22 protein-coding genes and 4 pseudogenes are annotated in these 21,704 nt (G+C 57.5%); 18 read left to right on the top strand and 8 right to left on the bottom strand.

Annotation, left to right across the window (positions count from 1 at the left end):
• Nucleotides 1-150: 150 nt before the first annotated feature.
• Together CU102_RS30265 and CU102_RS05020 are read left to right on the top strand one after the other, a co-directional pair.
• Nucleotides 151-273, top strand: a pseudogene (locus CU102_RS30265) (MBL fold metallo-hydrolase); the annotation flags it as partial.
• A 49-nt stretch (nt 274-322) separates the two neighbouring features.
• A pseudogene (locus CU102_RS05020) lies at nt 323-487 on the top strand ((2Fe-2S)-binding protein); the annotation flags it as partial.
• A gap of 108 nt (nt 488-595) precedes the next feature.
• Here CU102_RS05020 and melA read toward each other — a convergent pair.
• From melA to CU102_RS05005, 4 genes and pseudogenes are all read right to left on the bottom strand, one after another.
• Nucleotides 596-1,954 carry an alpha-glucosidase/alpha-galactosidase gene (melA, locus tag CU102_RS05015; protein ID WP_106709900.1) on the bottom strand — a complete coding sequence of 453 codons (1,359 nt, stop codon included), beginning with the start codon at nt 1,952-1,954 and terminating at the stop codon, nt 596-598.
• Between the two features lie 203 nt (nt 1,955-2,157).
• Nucleotides 2,158-2,292 (bottom strand): annotated as a pseudogene (locus tag CU102_RS05010) (aldo/keto reductase); the annotation flags it as partial.
• Nucleotides 2,289-2,444: a hypothetical protein gene (locus tag CU102_RS29705; protein ID WP_166648454.1), complete on the bottom strand. Its 156-nt coding sequence runs from the start codon at nt 2,442-2,444 to the stop codon at nt 2,289-2,291. The pseudogene CU102_RS05010 and the gene CU102_RS29705, both read right to left, overlap by 4 nt.
• A 9-nt stretch (nt 2,445-2,453) precedes the next feature.
• A pseudogene (locus CU102_RS05005) lies at nt 2,454-2,748 on the bottom strand (aspartate/glutamate racemase family protein); the annotation flags it as partial.
• Nucleotides 2,749-2,931: 183 nt separating this feature from the next.
• On the opposite strand from CU102_RS05005, the gene CU102_RS05000 reads away from it, so the two are divergent.
• The 16 genes from CU102_RS05000 to CU102_RS04925 all read left to right on the top strand — a co-directional run bounded on the left by CU102_RS05000 (nt 2,932) and on the right by CU102_RS04925 (nt 18,927).
• On the top strand, nt 2,932-3,642 hold the full coding sequence (locus CU102_RS05000; RefSeq protein ID WP_106709899.1) for a GntR family transcriptional regulator: 711 nt from the start codon (nt 2,932-2,934) through the stop codon (nt 3,640-3,642).
• On the top strand, nt 3,639-4,550 hold the full coding sequence (locus tag CU102_RS04995) for a dihydrodipicolinate synthase family protein (protein ID WP_106709898.1): 912 nt from the start codon (nt 3,639-3,641) through the stop codon (nt 4,548-4,550). The genes CU102_RS05000 and CU102_RS04995 overlap by 4 nt, the downstream gene beginning before the upstream one ends.
• Complete coding sequence (locus tag CU102_RS04990) at nt 4,543-6,060, top strand: aldehyde dehydrogenase (protein WP_106709897.1); 1,518 nt, start codon at nt 4,543-4,545, stop codon at nt 6,058-6,060. Before CU102_RS04995 ends, CU102_RS04990 begins: the two co-directional genes overlap by 8 nt.
• Complete coding sequence (locus CU102_RS04985) at nt 6,057-7,403, top strand: NAD(P)/FAD-dependent oxidoreductase (RefSeq protein ID WP_106709896.1); 1,347 nt, start codon at nt 6,057-6,059, stop codon at nt 7,401-7,403. Before CU102_RS04990 ends, CU102_RS04985 begins: the two co-directional genes overlap by 4 nt.
• A 78-nt stretch (nt 7,404-7,481) precedes the next feature.
• The gene (locus CU102_RS04980) at nt 7,482-8,333 is read left to right on the top strand and encodes a glycine betaine ABC transporter substrate-binding protein (RefSeq protein ID WP_166648457.1); all 852 of its coding nucleotides are present in this window, start codon (nt 7,482-7,484) and stop codon (nt 8,331-8,333) included.
• Nucleotides 8,334-8,419: 86 nt separating this feature from the next.
• Nucleotides 8,420-9,508, top strand: a complete 1,089-nt coding sequence (locus CU102_RS04975; RefSeq protein ID WP_106709976.1) for a quaternary amine ABC transporter ATP-binding protein — start codon at nt 8,420-8,422, stop codon at nt 9,506-9,508.
• A gap of 12 nt (nt 9,509-9,520) precedes the next feature.
• Nucleotides 9,521-10,369, top strand: a complete 849-nt coding sequence (locus CU102_RS04970) for an ABC transporter permease (protein ID WP_106709894.1) — start codon at nt 9,521-9,523, stop codon at nt 10,367-10,369.
• Nucleotides 10,366-11,223, top strand: a complete 858-nt coding sequence (locus CU102_RS04965; RefSeq protein ID WP_106709893.1) for an ABC transporter permease — start codon at nt 10,366-10,368, stop codon at nt 11,221-11,223. Before CU102_RS04970 ends, CU102_RS04965 begins: the two co-directional genes overlap by 4 nt.
• 14 nt (nt 11,224-11,237) lie before the next feature.
• Nucleotides 11,238-12,236 (top strand): 4-hydroxyproline epimerase, encoded by a 999-nt coding sequence (locus CU102_RS04960; protein ID WP_106709975.1) that lies wholly within the window; start codon nt 11,238-11,240, stop codon nt 12,234-12,236.
• A 13-nt stretch (nt 12,237-12,249) separates the two neighbouring features.
• Complete coding sequence (locus CU102_RS04955; protein WP_106709892.1) at nt 12,250-13,050, top strand: pyrroline-5-carboxylate reductase family protein; 801 nt, start codon at nt 12,250-12,252, stop codon at nt 13,048-13,050.
• Between the two features lie 3 nt (nt 13,051-13,053).
• Nucleotides 13,054-14,043, top strand: a complete 990-nt coding sequence (locus tag CU102_RS04950; RefSeq protein WP_106709891.1) for a GlxA family transcriptional regulator — start codon at nt 13,054-13,056, stop codon at nt 14,041-14,043.
• Nucleotides 14,044-14,117: 74 nt separating this feature from the next.
• On the top strand, nt 14,118-14,351 hold the full coding sequence (locus CU102_RS04945) for a c-type cytochrome (RefSeq protein WP_245425184.1): 234 nt from the start codon (nt 14,118-14,120) through the stop codon (nt 14,349-14,351).
• A 361-nt stretch (nt 14,352-14,712) separates the two neighbouring features.
• Nucleotides 14,713-15,516: an N-formylglutamate amidohydrolase gene (locus tag CU102_RS04940; RefSeq protein ID WP_106709890.1), complete on the top strand. Its 804-nt coding sequence runs from the start codon at nt 14,713-14,715 to the stop codon at nt 15,514-15,516.
• Nucleotides 15,513-17,417 carry a flavohemoglobin expression-modulating QEGLA motif protein gene (locus tag CU102_RS04935; RefSeq protein ID WP_106709889.1) on the top strand — a complete coding sequence of 635 codons (1,905 nt, stop codon included), beginning with the start codon at nt 15,513-15,515 and terminating at the stop codon, nt 17,415-17,417. Before CU102_RS04940 ends, CU102_RS04935 begins: the two co-directional genes overlap by 4 nt.
• A 9-nt stretch (nt 17,418-17,426) precedes the next feature.
• Entirely contained in the window at nt 17,427-18,473 is a 1,047-nt protein-coding gene (locus CU102_RS04930) for a glutathione synthetase (protein WP_106709888.1), read from the top strand.
• 193 nt (nt 18,474-18,666) lie between these two features.
• The gene (locus CU102_RS04925; RefSeq protein WP_106709887.1) at nt 18,667-18,927 is read left to right on the top strand and encodes a DUF982 domain-containing protein; all 261 of its coding nucleotides are present in this window, start codon (nt 18,667-18,669) and stop codon (nt 18,925-18,927) included.
• A gap of 592 nt (nt 18,928-19,519) precedes the next feature.
• Here CU102_RS04925 and CU102_RS04920 read toward each other — a convergent pair.
• From CU102_RS04920 to CU102_RS04905, 4 genes are read right to left on the bottom strand one after another with little or no spacing between them, the layout of a single operon-like run.
• The gene (locus tag CU102_RS04920) at nt 19,520-20,221 is read right to left on the bottom strand and encodes a DUF4405 domain-containing protein (RefSeq protein WP_106709974.1); all 702 of its coding nucleotides are present in this window, start codon (nt 20,219-20,221) and stop codon (nt 19,520-19,522) included.
• Between the two features lie 58 nt (nt 20,222-20,279).
• Nucleotides 20,280-20,753 (bottom strand): cytochrome P460 family protein, encoded by a 474-nt coding sequence (locus CU102_RS04915; RefSeq protein ID WP_106709886.1) that lies wholly within the window; start codon nt 20,751-20,753, stop codon nt 20,280-20,282.
• Nucleotides 20,754-20,806: 53 nt separating this feature from the next.
• Nucleotides 20,807-21,277: a (R)-mandelonitrile lyase gene (locus tag CU102_RS04910; RefSeq protein ID WP_106709885.1), complete on the bottom strand. Its 471-nt coding sequence runs from the start codon at nt 21,275-21,277 to the stop codon at nt 20,807-20,809.
• A 36-nt stretch (nt 21,278-21,313) separates the two neighbouring features.
• Complete coding sequence (locus CU102_RS04905; protein ID WP_245425200.1) at nt 21,314-21,700, bottom strand: carboxymuconolactone decarboxylase family protein; 387 nt, start codon at nt 21,698-21,700, stop codon at nt 21,314-21,316.
• Between the last annotated feature and the right edge of the window lie 4 nt (nt 21,701-21,704).

Raw genomic sequence — 21,704 nt, 5'->3', positions numbered from 1 at the left:
GTTCGACGGGCGAAAGCGTCTGCTCCTTCATAGCAGCCTCTTCACCACCAAATCTTCGCTGCGGTCCACTGAGAGCATAGGTGCCCTGTCCTCAGGTATAGCCTTCCCTCTCCCTTGATCCGATCGACCGCCAACACGCTTCAGCATAGAGTCCGCGACGTGGCGGCGACCCGCGAACCGCTGGTGGCCAGTCACCTGCCGTTCCCGTGCGTCTGCCATGTGGCGGTCGACGGCGACGTCTTTCGTTGGGTTCCGGCCGTCTGGGACTACTGACCGCTTGTTACGGTCGGGCCGAATTAACCTAGAAGAGAACCATCGCGCCATGATCGTCTGTTCGTGCAATGTGTTGAGCGATCAGGATGTCCGCTCCGCCGTCGAGGTGGAGGCGCCGCGTTCGCTCAGCCAGGTCTATGGCTGTCTCGGCTGCAGCGCCCAGTGCGGCCGCTGCGCGCGCACCATCCGCCGCATCATGGACGAGGCGCTCGGCAGCGCGCGGCATCCTACAACGGCTGCGCGCGGCCCTCGCAACCCTGACTCGGCCGCCGCCGGCCGATTGAAAGAGATCGTCTGCGACCCGCACATACGCTCTCGGGCATCATCTTACCGTTGCCCAGGTTGGCAGCCAATCGTGGTGTGCCGCAAGGAGGTCATCGACAAGTGACCATATCTGGTCGAGATCGAGCTCCGCTGCAGTATGAGGGTCCATCATTGCTGCATGATAAATGTGCTGGCGGTTTTCGGTGACAAGAGCCTGGACGGTAAGTTCCTGCACATTGACGTTGGTGCGGATGAGCGCGGACAGTTGCGGTGGCAGCGCTCCGATATAAGTCGGCTGTATGCCCGATGCATCAACAAGGCAAGGCACTTCCACCGCGCAGTCCGAGGGCAGCGAGCTGATGCAGCCATTGTTCCGCACGTTGCCATAAATTACGGAGGGTTCGCCGGACCACACTGAGTGCATGATCGACGACGCATATTCGTGGCTTTTACTCACTTCGATCGTGACGGCATTGGCATACGCTTCGGCCTGGCTCTTCCATCGCTCGATCTGGTCGATGCAGCGCTTGGGATATTCGTCTAGCGGAACCCCAAATTTCTCGATGAGGTCATCGCGGCCTTCCTTGATGAAATACGGCGTGTATTCGGCGAAGTGTTCGGAGCTTTCGGTGACAAAGTAGCCGAGCCTTGTCAGCATTTCGTAGCGCACCTTGTTGGGGCAGCGTGGATTCCAGTCGCTAGGCTTCGGCAACCGCCCTTCGTGATAGCCGCGCACGAGATCAGGATAGAGATCACGATAGCTGCCATCGCGCTGCCGGTGCTCGAATTGCAGGTAGAACGCCATATGGTTGATGCCAGCGGCGCGATAGCGAATCTCATCAACAGGAATGTCGAGATCGCGGGCAAGCTCGCCGACAGTCCCTTGAACCGAGTGGCACAGGCCAATTTGTCGGATAGATGGGTATTTTTCCGCAATCGCCCAGGTATTGATCGCCATCGGATTCACATATTGCAGTAGAATGGCCCGAGGGCAGATGGCGAGCATATCCTCGCAGATTTTCCATAAGTGTGGCACGGTACGCAGGCCGCGCATTATGCCACCGACACCGAGCGTGTCAGCAATGGTCTGGCGCAGGCCGTATCTCTTTGGGACCTCGAAATCAGTGACCGTACAAGGCTCGTAGCCGCCGATCTGGAACGCAACAACGACGAAGTCGGCATCCTGGAGCGCCCGGCGCTGGTCGGAATAGGTTTCGATGGTCGCCTTGGCGCCAAGCGTCCCTGCAAGCTTGCCTGCCACTATTTCGCTTTCCGCAAGGCGTTGGGAGTTAATGTCCATTAGCGCGATCGTTGCTCCGGACAAAGCGGGGCGCTGCAACACATCGCCGATGATGTTTTTCATGAAGACAGTCGATCCGGCTCCGATGAAGGTAATTTTGGGTTGTTGTCTTGGCATGGCAGTCTCCGGGAGGATTATGCGGCTTGGACGAGCCGTTTCGGTGTAGGCGGTCCTGTGTTGGAAGGGGACGTTGTTAAGGAGGTCGCAATTATGACCGGCTTTGACGACGCAATTATTTCTCGTTATTCAGGCCCCTCTAGCCATTGTCAAACAGCCGCTAAAGTGGAACTGCAAAGGTTACCCGCTTGCCACACTGTCGCTCAGCCTTCCAGCCATTTCACCTGGTTTTGTGTTAGTTTGATATCCAGAGCCGACAAACTGTCTTCGAGTTCGCCCAGCGTGCGCGGCCCGATCAGGGGAATGACAGGGAAAGGTTGGGCAAGCACATATTTCAAACAAAGTGAAGACACCGCCTTCCCTGGTCGAGATCCGCATCGAGGCGCTCACGTCCAAAATGAGCTTGAGTCAAATTCGGCAGCAGGCGATTGACCAAGGTCAATAAATCCTCGCGCAGTCCCATCTCGGACGGCGCGAGGATTTTCTGCATGCATTACCCTTAAAACTTCCGAGGGCGAAGCCCAGCATGAACCATGTAATCATCGAATGGATGTCGTAAACCGACATTTGGGTAGCTTCCTGGATGCCGGCTGCATACGGCGGCATGTTTGTGCATTCGAGCACAATGGCGCCGACGTCGGGATTGTTCGCGATTAGCGTTCGGGACGCGTCGACGACATCGTCGCGGGCGAGGTCGATATTCAGATCGTCTTTTCCGCCTTGATAAGCACGCGGAAGAATTCCTTGCCATTCTCCGTTCCCGCATCCAACGGAACGCCTGCACCTTCGAGATGGATTGTCAGTTCGCTCAAATTGGCTCTCTGGAGTTTCCACTCGTTCCCATTGTATTCTGAAAGTATTTTATTTGTGTACTGAAAAAATACAATCTTGTTGACTCCGGCCCGATGCCGTGCGCATTTTGCGGCATCGAACCGGATCAAATGGCCTGTTCGACGGGAATTCGGCAGGAGGTTTAGGTGAAACGCGGCAAGAACAGCCTTTACGACGATCTCAAGCGGCAGATTCTGACGATGGAACTCGACCCGGACCAAGACCTCGACGAGGTGAGTCTGAGTGAGCGCTACGGGCTTTCCCGGACGCCGGTGCGCGAGATTTTCCGTCGTCTCCAGGGTGAGGGTTACATCGATATTCGCGAAAACCGCGGCGCCCGCGTGATCCCCATGAACCATCAAACGCTCAGGAATTTCTTCCTCGTTGCTCCAATGATATACGCCGCTATCGGCCGTCTTGCGGTGCAGAACTTTAAACCAAAGCAGCTCGCCGACCTCAAGGACACCCAGGAACGGTTCCGCGGCGCGAGTGTCTCCGGGGACGTCCTCTCGATGGTCCTGGAGAACAACCGCTTTCACGAGATAATCGGAGAAATGTCGGGCAACGCCTATCTGCAGCCAAGCCTTGGCCGCCTGCTGATCGACCATGCGCGTATCGGTCACACGTTTTTCCGACCTCGGAACGATGACATGCGCCAGCGACTGCAACTCGCTGTGGAACATCACGATGGCTTCATCGCCGCAATCAACGCGCATGACGAGGACACCGTCGTCGATCTGGTATTCGAGCATTGGGAACTGTCGCGCGAAAACATGGAGATGTTCATCGCGCCGGAGGGAATGAAGGCGGATGCGCTCGTTGAAGCGCCCGCCACATCCATGGAGAAAGTGTCGTGAAATTCGAAGGTATCTATACCCCGGCGATCACGCCGCTCGGCCAGGATGGGCAGATTGACCATGGCGCCTTCGCGGCAGTCCTCGAATCGCTCATCGAAGCCGGGGTGCACGGCATCATCGTAGGCGGATCGACAGGTGAGTACTATTCTCAAAGCGCCCAGGAGCGCTTCGACCTTGCAGCCTACGCCAGGGACGTGATCGGTACGCGGCTGCCGCTCGTCATCGGAACGGGGGCAACCAGAACAGAAGATTCGGTCGAATACGCCAAGGCGGCAAAGGAGGTTGGCGCAGACGCGATTCTCGTTTCATCCCCGCCATATGCCTTGCCGACTGAGCGCGAGAATGCCGTTCACGCATTGACGGTCGACCGCGCGGCCAACCTGCCCATCATGCTTTACAACTATCCTGCCCGCATGGGCGTTACGATGGGAGACGAATACTTCTCCCGGGTGGGCAAGTCCAGGAACGTCGTGGCCATCAAGGAGAGTTCCGGCGACACGGCCAATCTCCATCTGCTCGCCCGCAAGTTCCCCCATATCGCGCTTTCCTGCGGTTGGGACGACCAGGCACTGGAATTCTTCGCATGGGGTGCCAGGAGCTGGGTTTGCGCCGGTTCGAACTTCCTGCCGCGCGAACATGTCGCCCTTTACGAAGCCTGCGTGCTCGAAAAGAACTTTGATAAAGGCCGTGCGATCATGACGGCCATGCTACCGCTTATGGACTTTCTCGAATGCGGAAAGTTCGTTCAGTCGATCAAATATGGATGCGAACTGATCGGGCTCGAAACTGGTCCCGTTCGTGCGCCGCTGCGTCCTCTCAATTCCGAACAAAAGCGAGCCCTCCAGACTGTCGTCGCCAACCTGAAGCGCACGGTCACCCATATTACGTCGGGAGCCAACCATGCATGAACCTTTGACTGCCGCCGAATACAAGGCGATCGCCGCAAACATCCAGTTTCCCACCAATGCTTTCATTGACGGAGCCTTCCGTCCGGCAAACTCAGGCAAGAGATTCAGGACCACCAATCCCGCGACCGGCGAGACGCTTGCCGAGATCGCGGCGTGCGACGCCAGTGACGTCGATTTTGCCGTTGGCAAGGCGAGGCAAGCTTTCGACGACGGTCGCTGGCATCTCCAGTCGCCCGCAGAGCGCAAGGCCGTTCTGATCAACTTCGCCAAGCTTCTGGAGCGGCATCGTCATGAACTCGCGGTCATGGAAAGTCTCGACAGCGGGAAACCCGTCCGCGAGTGCCAGACTGTCGACGTCCCGGATACGATTCATACCCTCCGCTGGCATGCCGAACTCATCGACAAGCTCTATGACAATACCGCACCCGTGGGCTCGAACGCGCTGACCATGGTCGTGCGCGAACCCGTGGGCGTGGTGGGCTGCGTCCTGCCGTGGAACTTTCCGCTGTTGATGCTGGCCTGGAAAATCGGTCCGGCTCTTGCCGCAGGATGCTCGGTGATCGTGAAACCCGCTCAGGAGACAACCCCGACCACGCTTCGTGTCGCGGAACTTGCCCATGAGGCGGGTATCCCGGCGGGCGTCTTCAATGTCGTGCCGGGCGGGGGCAAGGAAGTTGGCGAACCTATCGGCATGCATATGGACGTCGACATGGTGGCTTTCACCGGATCGACGCCGACTGGTCGCCGGTTTCTGCGCTACGCAGCCGACTCCAATCTCAAGCGCGTGGTTCTCGAATGCGGCGGCAAGAACCCGGCCGTCGTTCTCGATGATGCCGAAGACCTCGACCTCGTCGCCGAACAGATCGTCAACGGCGCGTTCTGGAATATGGGCGAGAACTGCTCGGCCACGTCGCGGCTCATCGTGCATGCCAGCGTCAAGGACGAGCTGCTCGAGCGGATCGGGGCCTACATGCGCGAATGGAAGACGGGCGACCCGCTTGATCCGGAAAACCGCATCGGCACGCTCGTCAGCAAAAATCACTTCGACAAGGTGAGCTCGTTTCTCGACAGCGTGAAGAGCGAAAAGCTCTCCGTCGCCCATGGCGGCGAAACGCAAAAGGGCATCTATATCGAGCCGACCGTCGTCGACGGCGTTACGCCGGCAAGTCGCCTGTTTCAGGAGGAGATTTTCGGCCCCATCCTTTCGGTCACGACGTTCAATTCTCTTGCCGAAGCTGTGGCACTCGCCAACGACACCAACTACGGCCTGACGGCGTCTGTCTACACGGCAAGCCTGCGCAAGGCCATCAAGCTGTCGCGGGAAATCCGGGCAGGCCTCGTGACCGTCAACTGCTTCGGCGAAGGCGATGCCACGACGCCATTCGGCGGTTACAAGGAATCCGGCTTTGGCGGACGCGACAAGTCGGTCTTCGCACACGACAACTACTGCGAGTTGAAGACGATCTGGATCGATGTGTCCGACCGGTCCGTGGACGAGACGGTGAGATGACCACGAAGGCTGTCAAACGTCTGCCGGCGGAAAACGGCATCTCGGGCTGGGAGGCGATCAGTAAGCGTTCGTTTCCCGTCCGGAGCCTCGAAGGCAACGTGACGGCCGACTGGCTGATCATCGGTGCGGGGTTCGCTGGACTTTCCGCCGCGCGCCGTCTGCTCCAGCTTCGACCGAGCGACAGGATCGTCGTTCTTGATGCAAGTGAAGTGGGTAAAGGGACGTCGGGACGCAATTCCGGCTATATGATCGATGTCCCGCACAACCTTGCATCTGGCGAATATTCGAGCGGCGGTACCGACGCGACGAGGCTCGAAATGGCCCAAAACCGATTGGCCATAGCGTTCGCCTCCGAGGCGGCGGCTGAATACGGAATGTCGCGCGAGACGTTCGACCCGTCAGGAAAAATCAATGCCGCGGCAACTGCGCGTGGCATGAAGCTGAATTTGGCGTTTGGCCAATCCTTGAGGAACGCCGGCGAGAAGCATTCTTTCCTCGATGCCGCAGAAATGCGCGACATTGCGGGAACAAACTACTATCTCGGCGGACTTTATACGCCGGGTGCGGTCATGATCCAGCCGGCCGACTACATCCGTGGGCTAGCGGGTGGTCTGGCCCCGCAGGTCGATATCTTCGAGAATGCGCCAGTCACCTCGTTGCAGCGCGAAAATGGAAACTGGAGAGCCGCTACTCCACGGGGAACGGTCAGCGCCCCGAAGGTGATCGTCGCTGTCAACGGCCACATTGACGATTTTGGATACTTCAGTGGGCGGCTGATGCACATCTTCGCCTACGCGTCGATGACCGCTCCGTTCCCCGCCGATGATTTCGGCCGCAGGGTGTCTGGGCGAGACAGATGGGCGCTGCTTCCAGCCGATGCAATGGGCGCAACGGTGCGCAAGATTACCTCCGGCGGAAAGTCGCGTATCGTGATCCGCACGAAATACACCTGCGATACGACGATCACGGTGACGGATCGGCGCATGGCGAAAATGGCCGACGCGCACAGATACTCTTTCGATGCCCGGTTTCCAAGCCTTGCAGGGATACCGTTTGAGTATAGCTGGGCCGGACGGCTTTGCTTGAGCTTGAACCACGTGCCCGCCTTCGGCGAGGTCGAAGAAGGTCTTTTTTCTGCGTGCTGCGAGAATGGCCTCGGGACTGTGAAAAGCACGCTTGCGGGCATGATGGCAGTCGATCTGGCGACCGACACCCGCTCTGACATGCTGAAAAAATTTTCGGATCAGCCGAAGCCGGCGCGGCTTCCGCCCGAGCCGCTGGCGCGGCTCGGCGTCAACGCTGTGATCCGTTTGCAGGAATTGCGTGCTGGCCGCGAGGGATGAACCCTTGCCGCGCAATATGAAGACTGCGCTGAACGCAGGTCTTCAACGAGAATGGGAACAAAAAGTAGGAGATCAAAAATGAAGACTTTGTGGAAAGCGCTTTGCGCCGCGGCGATGGTCACTATGACCATGATGTCCGCCCATGCAGAGGAGAAAACAATTACTGTAGGAACGATGTCCTGGGAGGACCTCACACCCATCACCGGGATTACCAAAAAGGTGTTGGAGGACTCCGGCTACACCGTGAAGGTTGTGCCGTTCTCCGAGTGGGGCATCGCCTATGCCGCGCTCACCAAGGGCGACATTCAAGTCCTCGCCTCGCAGACCGATTACGTTGCACAAGATTACTGGGACAAGAACAAGAAGCGTCTCGAGAAAATCTCTCCGGTCTCTCACGGTCTGTTCCAGGGCGTCGCCGTGCCGAAATATGTGACGATCGACTCCATGGACCAGCTGAATGAAAATGCCGACAAGTTGGGCGGCAAGATCGTGGGCATCGAACCGGGTTCGGGTCTGATGCGCGACACTAGCAATTCTGTCAAGGAATATGACCTCAAGCTCCAGCTCGTTGAAGGCAGCACTGCGGCGATGACAGCGGCCCTGAAGTCGGCCGTCGACCGCAAGGAATGGATTGCCGTCACCATCTGGGAGCCATCCTGGATGATGCAGAAATACGATGTGAAGTTCCTCAAGGATCCCAAGGCAGTGTTCCCTCCACCCCAGAGCTACTATTGGATCGGGCAGAAGGGTTTCTCAGCAGAGAATCCGCATGCCCGCGAGATACTCGCCAGTGTGTACGTCCCACTCGCCGACATAACCGCGATCAACAGCGCTGTTAACGAAGGCAAGACGATGGACGAGGCTGTGAAGGACTGGACCGATAAACATGCCGACCTTTTGAAGCGCTGGGAAAATATCAAGAGCGAGTGACTTTGAAAAATGCGGGTCGTCACGAATCGGGCGGCCCGCAGTCGGCAATAGTTAGACCAGCCGAGGGCTGGCTTGCGGGGAACGCGATGAACACCATCAACGATGCCAATGAAGTGCTAGTGGACTGCCAGTCTGTCTGGAAGATTTTCGGTGCTCGCTCGTCGGCCGCGGCCAAGGCGGTTTCCGAGCGGGGGCTGTCCAAGTCACAGGTTCTCAATGAGTTTAACTGCGTGGTCGGGGTCTCCGGCGCGAACCTCCAGGTCCGCCGCGGTGAGATCTTCTGCATCATGGGCCTTTCGGGCAGCGGTAAATCGACCCTTATCCGTTTGCTGAACAGGCTGATCGAGCCAAGCTTCGGTAAGATTACGGTGAAGGGCAAAGACATTGCATCCCTCAATGCTGGCGAACTCCGCGACATGCGGGCGCGAAATATCGGCATGGTGTTCCAGAGTGTCGCACTTCTCCCGCACCGGACCGTCCTCGAGAACGCTGCCTTCGGCCTTGAAGTCCGAGGCATCGCAAAGGACGAGCGGAATCAGATCGCGCGTGCTGCGCTCGAAAAGGTCGGCCTTGGCGACTGGACAACGCGTTACCCGGACGAGTTGTCCGGCGGCATGCAGCAGCGCGTCGGTCTGGCCCGAGCCCTTGCGGCAGATCCTGAAATCATCCTCATGGACGAACCGTTCAGCGCGCTTGATCCGCTCATTCGCCGACAGCTCCAGGATGAGTTCCGGCAGTTGACGAAGTCTCTCGGAAAATCAGCCGTATTCATCACGCATGACCTCGAAGAAGCCATCCGTATCGGTGACCGGATCGCGATCATGAAGGACGGCGTGATCGTCCAGGTGGGTACCGCCGAAGAAATCGTCACCAAGCCCGTGGACGATTACGTCGCCGATTTTGTGGCGGGCATTTCAAAAATCCATCTGGTCAGGGCGCATTCGGTGATGCAGCCGGTCGCCGAATACAAGCGTTTGCACCCTGACGCCAACCTGGACTCCCTGTTGCAGACATCGCCGGAGGCTGACATCGCAGCGCTTATAGATCTTACGATGCAGTCGGATCGCGACGCCGTCGCTGTGGTTGAAAACGGCGCGATCATCGGCGTGGTGACCACACGTGGGCTGCTTCGTGGTGTTGCCGGAACGTCAGCTGCCGCAGTAGATGACAGGTAGAGGAGGAATGACATGGATATCTCAGTCATTACCGATACATTCGATGAATGGACAGACGTTACGCTGAGCTGGATCAGCGACAACGGTGAAGGACTGTTCGACTTCATCCGCGCGGTTCTCGAGGGTACCTATGACGGCATCCTTTGGCTGCTCCAGCTTGCCCCGTTTTATGTGATCGCGATCATCGCCGCAGCGCTCGGATCTCGCCTGGTCAACATCTGGTTTGGTGGACTGGCAGGTCTCGCCCTTATCTTGTGTGCGTTCATGGGATTATGGGCGGAGACAATGAGCACGCTTGCCCTGGTGATGACCGCGACCGTGCTGGCCCTGCTCGTAGGGATACCAATTGGTGTCGTTGCCGGATTTTCAATGGCTCTTGACCGTGTCCTCGAGCCTGTACTCGACCTCATCCAGACGCTGCCCCCTTATATCTATCTCCTGCCGGCAATCGCGCTCCTCGGCTATGGACCTGCTACGGCGCTTGTCGCGACCTTTATTGTTGCCATGCCGCCGGCCATCAGGTTGACGTCACTCGGCATCCGAATGACACCGCGTGAGTTCATCGAACTGGGCCAGGCAACTGGTCTGACGCCTTGGCAGATGTTTACGAAGATCAGACTTCCCTTCGCGGTCCCCAGCGTGATGGCGGGCATCAATCAAAGCCTCATGATGGCCTTCGGCATGGTCGTCATCGCGGGTATCGTTGGCTCAGGTGGCCTCGGCGAGACAATCTATGGCTCCATCAGAACGCTGGATATCGCCACTTCGATCAACGCCGCGATTGCCATTGTCGTACTCACCATGATTCTCGATCGGCTTACGCAAAGCGCAGTCGACCGTGCGAAGGAGACAGACCGATGAATCCTGAGTCATTCCAGCTGTCACCCGGTAAGTACCTGGCTCCAACCGTCGATTGGCTCAACACCAATTTCCACCCATTCTTTGATGGCCTTGCAAGACTGATAGAAGCCGTGTTGGGCGGCGTGGAGGTGGCCTTGCTGTTCATGCCGCCTTATGCGTTTATCCCGGTGGTCGTAATTCTCACTGCGGCCTTCATCAGTATCCGTGTCGCGGTGATCACACTGATTTCCTTGTTCTTCTGCTGGTTAGCAGGTTTTTGGACCGCGTCGATGCAGACGCTGGCCCTCGTCACCGTCGCGGTTATCATCTCAGTCCTCATCGCGTTTCCCTTGGGTATTCTGGCCTCGCGACACAAAAAGTTTGAAGCGACTGTCCGGCCAGTTCTCGACATCATGCAGACCGTTCCGCCCTGGGTCTACTTGATCCCCGCCGTCATGATCTTCAGCCTCGGCCGCGTGCCTGCCATCATTGCGACAATTGTTTACGGCATCCCGCCGATGCTGCGATTGACGACGCTGGCGTTCAACCAGGTTCCGAAAGACTTGCTCGAGCTTGGACAGGCGACCGGCGCGTCTCCAAAGTCTATTCTGCTTAAAATCGAAATCCCGTCGGCCATGCCAACCCTTCTCGTGGGATTGAACCAGTGCATACTCTTGTCTCTGGCAATGGTCGTGCTTGCCGGACTTGTCGGCGCAGGCGGACTCGGCGCTGAAGTCACACGCGGTCTGACGCGCATGGAAATGGGACTTGGCCTGCGGGCGGGCCTGGCTATCGTCGCGATCGCCATTCTTCTCGACAGGCTCTCAAAGGGCGCACTCCAACGTGGGCGGCCCACAGCTCGCACCGCTGCTTGAGGAAAGGAATGAGCATGCGCCGCAGTTTCTTCTGCATTGATTCCCACACCTGTGGAAACCCGGTAAGGCTGGTCGCCAGCGGGGGGCCCCTGCTGCCGCATCTGCCGATCGCCGAACGCCGGGAGCTCTTCATCCGCGATCATGATTGGATCCGTCAATCTCTGATGTTCGAACCCCGCGGCCATGACATTATGTCCGGGGCGATCATTTATCCGGCATACCGCCCGGACTGTGATTTTGCTGTCATCTTCATCGAAGTCAGCGGTTGCCTGCCCATGTGCGGAGCGGGAACCATCGGGCTTGTTACTGCCGCCATCGAGGAGGGGCTTGTGACGCCACGCGTTCCCGGGCGGCTTTCAATCGAGACACCCGCCGGGAAGGTCGACATCGCCTACGAGAAGCCCGGCGAATTCGTTGAATCCGTCCGCATGTTCAATGTTGCGAGCTATCTGCACGCCGCTGACATCGAGGTTGAAGTTCCTGGCGCGGGACGTCTCATTGTCGACATCGCTTACGGCGGAAACTACTATGCGGTAGTCGAGCCGCAGGAAGCATGGTCCGGTCTCGACGGCATGTCGGGCGGAGACATCATTGACCTCAGCCGCAGTTTGCGTGACGCACTCGCTTCGGTCTGCGATCCGGTCCATCCCGAGGACGAAAGGATACGGGGTGTGCATCACGCACTCTGGTGTGACGTGCCAAAAAATCTGCATGCCGACGGGCGGGGTGCAGTCTTTTACGGCGACAAAGCGATCGACCGCTCGCCTGGTGGCACGGGCACGTCCGCGCGGTTGGCGCAACTGTATGGCAAGGGCCGACTGAGGGTAGGGGAAACGTTCCGCCAGGAAAGCCTGATAGGCACGGTGTTCGAGGGCGGCGTGGAAAGTGAAACTGCGGTTGGTCCCTTCAAAGGGATCAAACCAAGCGTCAGCGGTTGGGCGAGGATCATCGGCCACAACACCATCTTCGTGGACGACCGTGATCCCTTGATGCATGGGTTCCAGATCAGATGAGCAGGAGACACTAATGACTAATGTCGGACGTGTGGGCATCATAGGCGGTGCTGGCTGGCTCGGTTCCGCCATTGCCAAGGCCCTGGTCCACTCCGGGACAGTGGCTCCCCGCGACTTGACCTGCTCCTATCGAAGCCGGATGCCGGAAAACACCATCGGATGCGCATGGACCTCCGACAATGGCGAACTCGTCGACAGTTCTAACGTGATTATCCTGTCAGTCAGACCCAACGATTGGATGTCGGTTAATGCGGACGCCGGCGGTAAACTGGTTGTATCGGTGATGGCAGGGGTTCCGGTTGCGGACATCAAGGAACGCTTCGGGACCGTGCGCGTGGCGAGAGCCTTGCCGAACGCTGCCGCCGAAATCGGTTTCTCCTACACGCCCTACTTCATGCAGCACCCGCAGCAAGGCGACCTCGAAATCGTTGGCGCGATCTTCCGCTCTTGCGGTGAGGTCGATGCAGTTGCCGAAGAGAGCCATATTGACTACTTCACGGCGATGTCCGGCTCGGGTGCGGCGTTCCCGGCACTGCTCGCCGAAGCGATGATGATGGACGCCATCGAACGGGGCATACCCGCCGGAATCGCCCGCCGCGCTGCAGAGCAGGTCATTATCGGGGCCGGGAGGCTCCAGGAGGCACATGGCGTGTCTCCCGCCGCGGCCGTGAAGTCGTTCGTGGACTACAAGGGAACGACGGCAGCTGGCATCATTGCCATGCGGCAGATGGGATTTGCCAGTGTCGTTGGCGCCGGTCTTGATGCCGCATGCCGGAAAGCCCAGGCTCTGTCGATCAGGCCCGAGGAGGATTGACACATGACATATAAATCTGCGTCGTCTGCAACGCCGCGATTAAAGATCGGCTTCGTCCTGGCGCGGTCCTTCACGCTTTCGGCTTTCGCCATGTTCGTCGACACGCTGCGCCTCGCAAGTGATGAGCTCGATCGATCCGGCCGGGTGCTCGCCGACTGGCAAGTCCTCGGCAGTACGCGGCATCTGATCAAATCGAGTTGCGGCGTCGAGGTGGCACCGACGTCGGATTTCGTTGATCCTGGCCAGTTAAACTACATCGTGGTCGTTGGAGGTCTCCTCAACGTTGAGCGTCCGGTCGACTATGATACCATCGCGTTCCTGAAGCGCGCAGACGCGCAAAAGGTGCCTTTGATCGGCGTATGTACCGGGTCATTCATTCTGGCCGAGGCGGGCCTGATGAAAAACCATGAGACCTGCGTCAGCTGGCTTCACTATCAGGCATTCAGGGAACGCTTTCCCGATCTGCTCGCACGGTCGGATCGGCTCTATCACCTCGATAGAACGCGCGGGTCGTGCGCCGGTGGCAGCAGTGCCGCTGATATGGCCGCGTCGATTGTGCGCCAGTCAATCAGCAAGGACGCCGAACGTAACGCGCTCGAGGTGCTGCAGATTGAAAGAGCAAGGACTGCGTTCGACATTCAGCCACGCAGGCCGCTCGATATCGAATGCAGCGATGATCGCCTGAAGTCCATCCTCATCGTCATGGAGCGGCATGTCGAGAACGTCATCAGCCTCAAGGAACTGGCTGACTCCGTCGGCATCTCGCGTCGCCAGTTGGAGCGCCTTTTCCATGAGAAGACAGGAATGTCGCCCGGCCAAGCCTATATGGCGCTCAGAATGCATCGGGCACGTGCACTGCTCTTACAGAGCAAGGCGCCATTGATCGAGATCGCCATCGAGGTCGGGTTTGAAAGCGCAGGGCGCTTCGGAAAGGTATTCAAAAGGACCTACGGCCAGCCGCCCGGCCGGTTGAGGGGGGCGATGGCGCACTGAGAGGTTTTCACCCGCGCGTGTGACCGTTGCCACAACGCCGAGCCAAAGGGAGGGAACAAAATAGGACAGAACTTGTGGAGCGTCGTCGGCTGCGACAAGGCATCTATGGCAAATATGCGTTACTCCGACGCCTGCTGGGCTGGGAGGGTGTATGGACGTACGAGGACCTGAACAGATATCTCTTCGGGCCAATGCTCACCACGCCGGGTGTTAAGATGGAGACGCCTGGTGTCCCGGAAGAGACCGAACGGGTCAACCTGATCGCCTATTTGCGCACACTCAGCGACAAGCCGATCCCGCTGCCCTAAATCGATGATCTCTCGGGCCTACGTCGGCTAGTTTGCTCAATAGCCACCTTTGGTGATCCTAAGGGGCTATTGAGCTAAGGGCATGGGCGGCGGCTTTTCGCGCGCATCTACGACATGCTCGGCAGATCAACGCCCGAGGTTGGTAAAAATGTTGATCGACTGGTCGTCGTTTATACACGCCCTAGCCGATTTACATTCAATATTCCTTGGTATGGCTTGATGGAACCGCGTGAGGGTATGAGACGTTTTCCTTGAATTGCACTCGACAGCGAACGATAGCGACAATGATTTTTATCCGTAGACGTCCGACCTTTAAGCGTTCGATCAAACACGAGAGCAATTTCCATATTGGCTTTGCAGAATGAATCGGGAGGTAGGCACCGCCGATTGGTGGACAGTGCATCGAGGTTTGTCACCCGTGTTGGCTACGGCGATCCACAACGGTCACGCGGTCCGACCCGCCATCGCGGCGTTGATGGCAATTTCAGAAGGCGATCGATTGCGGGAAGAAGATCCTTTCACCGACTTCGCCGGTTGCGATGTTCCCAATCGCATCGTCTTCCATCGCTCGCGCTTCGAAGTCGATCTCAACCGCCCGCGGGATGCAGCGATCTACCTTTCGCCAGAACAGGCGTGGGGCATCGACGTATGGAACAAGAAACCTGGCCCGAACGTGATGAGGGATACTCTCAGCATTTATGATGCTTATTACTCAATGCTGAGGCATACCCTACGTCAGCTTGAGCAGTATTATGGATGTTTTGTCGTACTCGACATTCATAGTTACAACCATCGCCGCGATGGGCCAGGCAGCGTACCCTCCGATCCGGAGTCGGCGCCCGAAATCAACATTGGCACCTACTCCATGGACCGGGATCGATGGGCCCATGTTATCGAGCCCTTCATGGGAAAATTGAGCAAGTTCAAATTTCGTGGTCACCGCATGGATGTCCGCGAGAACATCGCTTTTGAAGGCAGAGGCGAGCAGACGCGGTTCATCCATGAGAGCTTCCCCCAGACTGGATGCGCCATAGCCATCGAGTTCAAGAAATTCTTTATGGATGAATGGACGGGCTTACCCGACAGACGAGCGCTGGTTGCGATACGTGCTATGGTCCGGTCAACATTACCCGTATTGGAGGAAAGCCTGCGGTCGACGAGATGAGTAAGACGCAAACGAACAACAGACGAGCGGTCGCGGTCGAGTTATCGGCTATCGAGGAGGCTCTTGCATCAATCGACGTCGGAAAATCAGTTAGATGTGACCTGGAAAACGGCGGGCGCCTTCACATCGACCGCGCTCTCCCGTTTCTCTGCGTCTCTGTGAGCGATGGGCGCGACAACGTGGCGTTCGATGTTGCCTCCGCCAACGCGTCATATCTCATCGCCTCTGATCTGGATTTCGCCGTGCCTATCATTGAAGCGATCGGGGATGCCATGATGAAAAGGTTCGGCGCGTTCGTCGTACTGGACGTTGGGGAACTCGAGAAGGATAGGTTACTGAGCGATGATGCCCCCTATCTGCCTCCTTTCGAGATCACCCTTTCCGCCACCGATGAAACGGCGACCCAAGCTGCGTTAGCGGGTTTTGCCTCGGGGATTGGGAGCGTCGAGGCAAAGTTCCGTTCTCCCCGTCTCGATAGACTTCGTGCAGTGGATGATCCGCACGCGCGCCTTGCCGCGCGTTTAACCGGCATTCCCTGCATTACGATCCGTTTTGCACCTATCTACCGGGTTCCTGGGTCCGATAGCGTCTATCCCGAGCTGCGCGAGAGGATGGTGGCCAACACTTTCGACGCCGGGTTGCAGGCGGTCGCCGCATTCCTGAAGGCGATGCGGATTTTCAGCCTGCCGACACATCGTGCGCTTGGACGGCGGGCCTTTGTTGACGCTGTCGAGCGAGCCGATCGCAGTGTCGATGACATCGCCACGACATTCGATTTTTTGCTCGCGGTAACGCCCATCAATGCCGAGGCTGCCTGGCAGGATTTCAAGGCGAACGGATTCAAGTGCCCGCCAAGACTCCTCTACCGGCCACTCACAGTCCAGGTTGATGTCGAAAAGAAAAAACTCTTCTCGATCGCCTTCGACCGCCTTGAAGATCCTGTGCTTTCCAATCTCTATCGCGAAAAGCAGCAGGAGCTTGATTTGCAATTGTCAATGCTTTCCGCACGGGAATCGCCTCGCTTCATGGAGTTCAGCCGAGTCCTTTATGGCCGCGTGGAACCTGGTCTGCTCCATGCGGCTAAAGACATCCTGATCAAAACGGTAGATCGAAGAACAGAAATTGTAGGCGACAGCCGCCATGACGGAAGTGTCGACTGCTACGTCATCGAGCAGGCGGCGCGCGCGATGATCGAGATTTATCGAAAGCAGTATTCGGGTTTTGAGGCGACGGTCGAGCTACGAGACGACCTGCCAGCAGGTCTGATGGTATCAGGTGCCCGGCTTCTGATTTCCCGTCGCACAAACATGACGCGGCGGAGGATGACCGCGCTTCTCAATCATGAAGTCGGGGTTCATCTACTGACCTATTTCAATGGATCGGCACAAGGACTGCGGCTTTTCCGGACAGGGCTCGCGGGATATGAGGGTGTGCAAGAAGGGCTTGCAGTATTCGCTGAATATCTTGTCGGCGGCATGACGACTGCGCGCCTGCGGCTCATCGCAGCTCGCGTTGTTGCATGTGCGGCAATGCTTGATGGCGCATCGTTCCAGGAAATGTTCCATACGTTGGTTCGCGATTATGGCTTCGGCGAAATCGATGCCTTCAACTTGACGCTCAGATTATGCCGCGGAGGAGGGCTCGCGAAAGACGCGATCTACCTGCGAGGTCTCCTCGAGGTGCTCAACCATCTGCGCAACGGCGGAGCGCTCGATCCGTTCTGGATGGGGAAAATCGCCGCGTCGCATTTCGTTGTTATGGAGGAATTGAATTCCCGCGGCCTGCTTAGAGCGCCGGAAATAAGGCCGGCCTTTCTTTCGGACCCCCAGGCCCTTGAGAGACTTGCAAAGGCCCGTGCGGGCTTGTTGCCCGTTGAAATGATCGCAAGTTCGCAACTTTAGGGGTACTCCATGCGCATTGCATTCCTTGTCAATTCTATCGAAGGCGAAACGCCCCGTTACACGACCACTTTGTTGGCGCTTTCCGCGCTCAGCCGCGGGCACGAGATATATTATTTAACGCCTGGCGATTTCGTGCTGCGTACCGATAACAGTCTTATGTTACGCGCCACGGCACTTCCCGGCACCGCTTACAAGAAATTGGAGACCTTTCATAAGGATCTGCAGAGCGACAAGACCAAGGTCAAGACAATCGATGTGCGCGAGTTCGACGTAATCTTTCTACGCAACGACCCAGCTCAGGACGCCGCCGAGCGGCCGTGGGCCACACATGTCGGCGCAGTATTTGGCCGCCTTGCATCTGAACGCGGCGTTCTCGTCGTCAACGATCCGGTGGGCCTCGCGCTCGCTCAAAACAAGCTTTATTTCCAGGACTTCCCCAAGTCCGTGCGACCGATCACGTTGATTTCCAAGAGCATCGAAGAAATCCGCTCCTTCATCGAAGAACAGCCGAAGGGGGCGATCGTCAAGCCTTTGACGGGATCCGGTGGCAGGAACGTTTTTAAGATCGATTCGCCGAAGGATGCCAACCTCAACCAGATTTTCGAAGCGGTTAGCGGGGAAGGATACCTGATCGCCCAAGGCTATCTACCCGAGGCCAAGGCAGGCGATATTCGCCTGTTCGCCATGAACGGAAAGCCGCTGGAACGAGATGGTAAATATGCTGCTTTTCGCCGTGTGCCGGCGAAGGGTGAAGTACGCTCCAACATTCATGTTGCTGGCACCGCCGAGATCGTGGAGATTGACGATAAAATTCTTTCAGTCGCCGAAATGGTGCGACCAAAACTGGTACAGGACGGAATGTTCCTTGTTGGGCTTGATATCGTAGGGGACAAGATCCTTGAGATCAATGTCTTCACACCGGGCGGGCTTTCGAGCATGTCGGAGATGTATCAAACCGATTTTGCCGAGACCGTGATCTTGGCGCTGGAGAACAAGCTCTTGATACGCGAGGCGTATCCAGCCTCATTATCCAACCGACAATTGGCGGCGCTGTAACGCATTGCGCACGTGTTAGAGAGCAGCAGAAGCTTGAGTTTATTCCATATAACATCACCCGGTGATTGATCCGCGAAATAGTCGGAGCGTTTCTCGTTATTGGTCTCTGTGCGGAAGAGCCAGCGATCTGTCGACTAAACTCTGATGCTTGTTGCATGTTGGAACTTACGCATCTTCTGTGAGTTAGAAGGAAATGGATCAAAACGACTTTCAACCGCTCACCCTTGAAACCGACCAACTCGGCAATTTGCAAACGATTGATTCCGTCCAGGGTGCGCTGGACTTCCTCGCGATCAAATGGCCCCCGGAAAACGACCATTATCGGGAGAAGGCAATCAAAATGTGCAAGCTGGCACAGCAGGGCAAGGCCAGTGCGACCGTTGCGCGTGACGTGTTCGTCGAGGCCGCCAAACAATCAGGCCTGGTGATCCACCCCGGAAGTGTGGTGAAATAATGGGTCCGGTACATCTGATCGTTGTCGTGGACTTTGACAAGGACGACACGGGAACTCTCTGTTTGGGAGGAGGTCCTACATTGCGGAGGAGGTCAGTTCCCCGTTGTGAATGATTGATTGATTTTACGAAAGACGGATCAAAGTCTCTTCGTATTTGGCTAGCTTCTCCCGTGCTGGCGGATCCGCTCGCTGTGATTTGATCTTCTTAATATTGTCTTTCAGATCAGCTATCTTGACCCGTCGTCCAAGATCATTTCCTCGCGTTCGCCGCACAAAGTCGAAATACTCTTCACCCTGTCGACGGCTAACGGAATCGATGCTTCAAGGATATGGGCGGGGAGGCCCTCGGCCCGTAGATTGTCGAGCGTCCATCCGGTCTTCTCGACTGCAAAACACCGACGTCCTTGAGTTCCGCCTCCACCCATGCGCGATCATCATCGGCGTCCGTTCGTGAGAACGGAAGACTTCCCGTGTCCAAAGCATTGACAACGGACATCAGAGCGGTGTGCCGCTCGCACGTTTACAGTAAATCTTGGATTCGATGGCGAGGAATCGCGGCCTTGATGGCACGGCAACTATGCGCCAACAGCGGTCACTGACACGGAGCGGAAGCTCGCGTGACAGCTCGCCTGGCCAAGCGCACTAATTCAAGTGCGTAATGGGTGATACCGGCGCACAGGCCTACGATCGAAGCGTAGTTGACGAAGAACCCCAGCGTCGACTCGTTAAAATCCCACATATCGAGCGAGTATGTCAGCATCAGCTTGGAGCCGAAAGCCATTTCGAAACTGCTTCTGATCCCCCATATGGCGATCGCGACGGCGGCGCACCTGACGACTATGGTTCGCGCGAGGTTTTTGTTGGTGATTCCAAACATGCCTCGGCAGGAGTTCATGACGATTGCCCACCGGGTTCCCAGGTGTATAGCGATGATGAGGAGGACCCAGTAGCCCGCGAACATATGGATTTCGCGGACCGCGAAACCTCCGTCGAGCGCCATGAACGAGAAGAGATCGCGCGAGATTATGGCACTGGTGACCAGCATGACGACCATGGCCAATGCGAGACCGGCTATGGTTATGATGTTGAACACCCTTGTCGCATCTCGCCTGCCTTTTGATACCGAGCCGTACCAGCGGCGATTGAAGACATTATGGACGATGACGAGGGCCAACAGCGCAATGCCGAACAGCTCGTGGGAGAGATTATCGCGCCACCAATAGGCAAGACACGCAATGATCAGGCCGACCGCAGTAAAATCGAGGAGAAGCCGGATGCGGAACACGCTGCTCACTAGAGTGCCGCCCCATACTCGCTCAAGGCCTGGGTCTGCTTTGTCGTTCTGAAGGTCTTCATTCGAAGTCAAATCTTCGCATTTCGTTGAACGAATAGAGGAAGTCCCGATCCGCCCTGGACGTGTGGCATGACTGACAGCGGGCGGTGTTTTCGTCCATGTTGATGGTCATGTCGGGCTTGAACCACTGGAACTGCCAGTCGCCGGTCCGGCGGCGCTCGCCGTAGTCGGCACCCCAGTCCTGGCCCTTCTCCATGACGAAATAACGGAAGACTTCGCCGTCGCGATAATCAACCAGAACGACATGCGAGCCAGGCGGAACCGGTTCGCCCTTCTTGACGGCTTCGATCGCTTCGCGTGTCGTCATCAGGTGTTCGGTTACCTCGCCACGCGTCACCGTCGTGTAGTGAATGAGCTTGTCAATGTCGGGCATGGTCGTTCGGTTTGGCTCGGCATGAACCTGCCAGCCGACCAGCAGGACACCACAGGCCGCCAAGACCGAAGCAGAGATGGCACCAAGTATTTTATTCATATGCGGCCCTCGATTGAGGTGAATTTTTAGAGATGAACCCGGCCGAACCAGGCTTATCGCGCGTACTGCACATCGGAGACGTGTTCCATCCAGTCAGTCGTTTTCCCGTCGAGCGATTCGGCGATGGCGATGTGCGACATTCCCGTTTGGGCCGCCGCCCCATGCCAATGCTTGACACCTGGCGGTATCCATACAACGTCGCCTGGCTTGATCTCCTGCGCCTCGCCTTCCCAGTGCTGAACCAGACCAACGCCAGCGGTTACGATAAGGGTCTGGCCGAGGGGGTGCACATGCCAGGCCGTTCGAGCGCCGGGCTCGAAGGTAACGGTTCCCCCGCCGACACGGGCGGGTGCGCTGGTCTGAAAACGAGAATCGACACGGACCGCCCCGGTGAAATTCTCGGGCGGGCCCGCCGTCGAGGCGTGGGTTCCAGCGGGTGTGACAGTGATCGTCCTGTCCGGCTCGGCGAATGCGACCGTCGCGCTCATCATCAAGGTTATGGGGATCAGGGATTTCGCGTTCATGGGATGGTTCCTTCAATTCCTGCGGGGTCGATTGCTTCACTTCGCGGCGAAGACATCCTTGGCGATTGCCACGGCCGAAACAGCACTTGGCCAGCCGGAATAGAAAGCCATGTGGGTGATCGTTTCCACCAGTTCCGCCTCGGTCAGCCCGTTGTCGCGGGCCCGGATCAGATGGGAGCGGAGCTGATCGGGCCTGTTCAGCGCTATCAGGGCGCTCACGGTCACGAGGCTGCGATCCCGCTTGGAGAGTTCAGGGCGCTCCCAGATGTCGGCGTAAAGGACGTCGTCAGTCAGGTCCGCGAGCTTCGGAGCGATATCGCCCATCAATTGCTGGGTTCGGGACTTCGCTGACTCGAGGTTTGAAGATGGTTGATCCTGCGCGGAGAGAGGAGAATGAGCCGTGCTTGCGACAACGATGGCCATGGCG

Origin of the sequence: Phyllobacterium brassicacearum (assembly GCF_003010955.1) — a bacterium.
GTDB lineage: Bacteria > Pseudomonadota > Alphaproteobacteria > Rhizobiales > Rhizobiaceae > Phyllobacterium > Phyllobacterium brassicacearum.
Note: the sequence above shows the minus strand (reverse complement) of the source record. Positions and strands in the feature narration are given on the sequence as shown.